A 2,500-nucleotide genomic window follows, 5' to 3' on the forward strand; every position below is an offset into this window, starting at 1 on the left:
AGGGCACTCTAATGGGACTGCCGGTGACAAGCCGGAGGAAGGTGGGGATGACGTCAAGTCCTCATGGCCCTTATAGGTGGGGCTACACACGTCATACAATGGCCGGTACAAAGGGCAGCCAACCCGCGAGGGGGAGCCAATCCCATAAAGCCGGTCGTAGTCCGGATCGCAGTCTGCAACTCGACTGCGTGAAGTCGGAATCGCTAGTAATCGTGGATCAGCATGTCACGGTGAATACGTTCCCGGGTCTTGTACACACCGCCCGTCACACCATGGGAGCGGGTCTCGCCAGAAGTAGTTAGCCTAACCGCAAGGAGGGCGATTACCACGGCGGGGTTCGTGACTGGGGTGAAGTCGTAACAAGGTAGCCGTATCGGAAGGTGCGGCTGGATCACCTCCTTTCTGGAAAAACCCAACGCGAGCCCATTTAGGCGCCCACACTTATCGGTTGTTTGAGTTAGTCGCCAGCGCTGCGCTCTGTCAAAAGAGAAAGAGCTCTGCACAAGCAAGCCGGTTGGCCGACTTGGGGTCTGTAGCTCAGCTGGTTAGAGCACCGTCTTGATAAGGCGGGGGTCGTTGGTTCGAGCCCAACCAGACCCACCAAGTACACTTAAGCGTCGGTCAAGCAATAGTCTGTCCGGCGTGCGGGCGCAGTAAAAAGTGAGGGTGGCGTGCACCATGCATCACGCCCTCAGCGGGGGATTAGCTCAGCTGGGAGAGCACCTGCTTTGCAAGCAGGGGGTCGTCGGTTCGATCCCGTCATCCTCCACCAAACACCAAGGCTGTGCAGCAAAGCGCAGCGCCGTGGCGGCAATCCACAGGCATCGGTTTCCACATCCAAGCGCTTGCCACGGGCGAGTGTTTCGATGTTGATACCTTATCGACAAACGCAGCGGGTGCAAACCTGCTGCAACGGCTGTTCTTTAAAAATTCATAGAGTCGAATCAAAGTTGTGGGTATACGACGCTGCAAAGCGAAACGTGTGCCGACAACGATTTTGATTGCGTCAAAGCGAATTCAATTTTGAAGCGAGAGTTTCAAGCGGATTGGATACGGCATAACGCGTCAGGTGCGAGACCTGACAGACATTCCTTGATGCTGTGCTGCGATTTGCTGCGGTGCTGAGCTGACTGCTTCGGTGGTCAGCGAGTGCGGTGGCAGACTTCAAAGTTATAGGGTCAAGTGAATAAGAGCATGTGGTGGATGCCTTGGCGATGATAGGCGACGAAGGACGTGATAGCCTGCGATAAGCTTCGGGGAGCTGGCAAATTAGCTTTGATCCGGAGATTTCCGAATGGGGAAACCCACCCGCAAGGGTATCGTGCACTGAATACATAGGTGCACGAGGCGAACCGAGTGAACTGAAACATCTAAGTAGCTCGAGGAAAAGACATCAACCGAGATTCCGAGAGTAGTGGCGAGCGAAATCGGAGGAGCCTGCTAGTGATAGCACGACACTTAACAGAACAGTCTGGAAAGGCTGGCCATAGTGGGTGAAAGCCCCGTATGTGAAAAGAGACGTGTGGTACTAAGCTAGCGAAAAGTAGGGCGGGGCACGAGAAACCCTGTCTGAATATGGGGGGACCATCCTCCAAGGCTAAATACTCATCATCGACCGATAGTGAACAAGTACCGTGAGGGAAAGGCGAAAAGAACCCCGGGAGGGGAGTGAAATAGATCCTGAAACCACATGCTTACAAAAAGTCGGAGCCTGGAAACGGGTGACGGCGTACCTTTTGTATAATGGGTCAGCGACTTACATTCAGTGGCAAGCTTAACCGAATAGGGAAGGCGCAGGGAAACCGAGTCCGAATAGGGCGATTCAGTCGCTGGGTGTAGACCCGAAACCAAGTGATCTATCCATGGCCAGGATGAAGGTGCCGTAACAGGTACTGGAGGTCCGAACCCACTGGTGTTGCAAAACCAGGGGATGAGCTGTGGATAGGGGTGAAAGGCTAAACAAACTTGGAAATAGCTGGTTCTCTCCGAAAACTATTTAGGTAGTGCCTCAAGTATTACCGTCGGGGGTAGAGCACTGTTTAGGCTAGGGGGTCATGGCGACTTACCAAACCTATGCAAACTCCGAATACCGACGAGTACAGCTTGGGAGACAGAGCACCGGGTGCTAACGTCCGGACTCAAGAGGGAAACAACCCAGACCGCCAGCTAAGGTCCCTAAAATTGGCTAAGTGGGAAACGAAGTGGGAAGGCTATAACAGTCAGGATGTTGGCTTAGAAGCAGCCATCATTTAAAGAAAGCGTAATAGCTCACTGATCGAGTCGTCCTGCGCGGAAGATGTAACGGGGCTCAAGCCAGTTACCGAAGCTGCGGATGCACAGAAATGTGCGTGGTAGGAGAGCGTTCTGTAAGCCGTTGAAGGTGGGTTGTGAAGCCTGCTGGAGGTATCAGAAGTGCGAATGCTGACATGAGTAGCGTTAAAGCGGGTGAAAAGCCCGCTCGCCGTAAGCGCAAGGTTTCCTACGCAACGTTCATCGGCGT

Annotated in this window: 2 tRNA genes and 2 rRNA genes (2 of these 4 cut by a window edge); all 4 read left to right on the forward strand. The window is 53.7% G+C overall.

The annotated features are described in order from the left end of the window. A 16S ribosomal RNA gene (locus ACVMK0_RS11630) occupies positions 1 to 402 on the forward strand (it extends 1,123 nt beyond the left edge of the window). A gap of 124 nt (positions 403 to 526) precedes the next feature. Next, a tRNA-Ile gene (locus ACVMK0_RS11635) sits at positions 527 to 603 on the forward strand. A 93-nt stretch (positions 604 to 696) separates the two neighbouring features. Then, positions 697 to 772: transfer RNA gene (locus ACVMK0_RS11640), tRNA-Ala, on the forward strand. 404 nt (positions 773 to 1,176) lie between these two features. Further along, positions 1,177 to 2,500, forward strand: a 23S ribosomal RNA gene (locus ACVMK0_RS11645); it runs 1,553 nt beyond the window's last position. The 16S and 23S rRNA genes sit together here with 2 tRNA genes alongside, the layout of an rRNA operon.

The sequence above is a fragment of the Serpentinimonas sp. SSL01 genome, assembly GCF_056323735.1.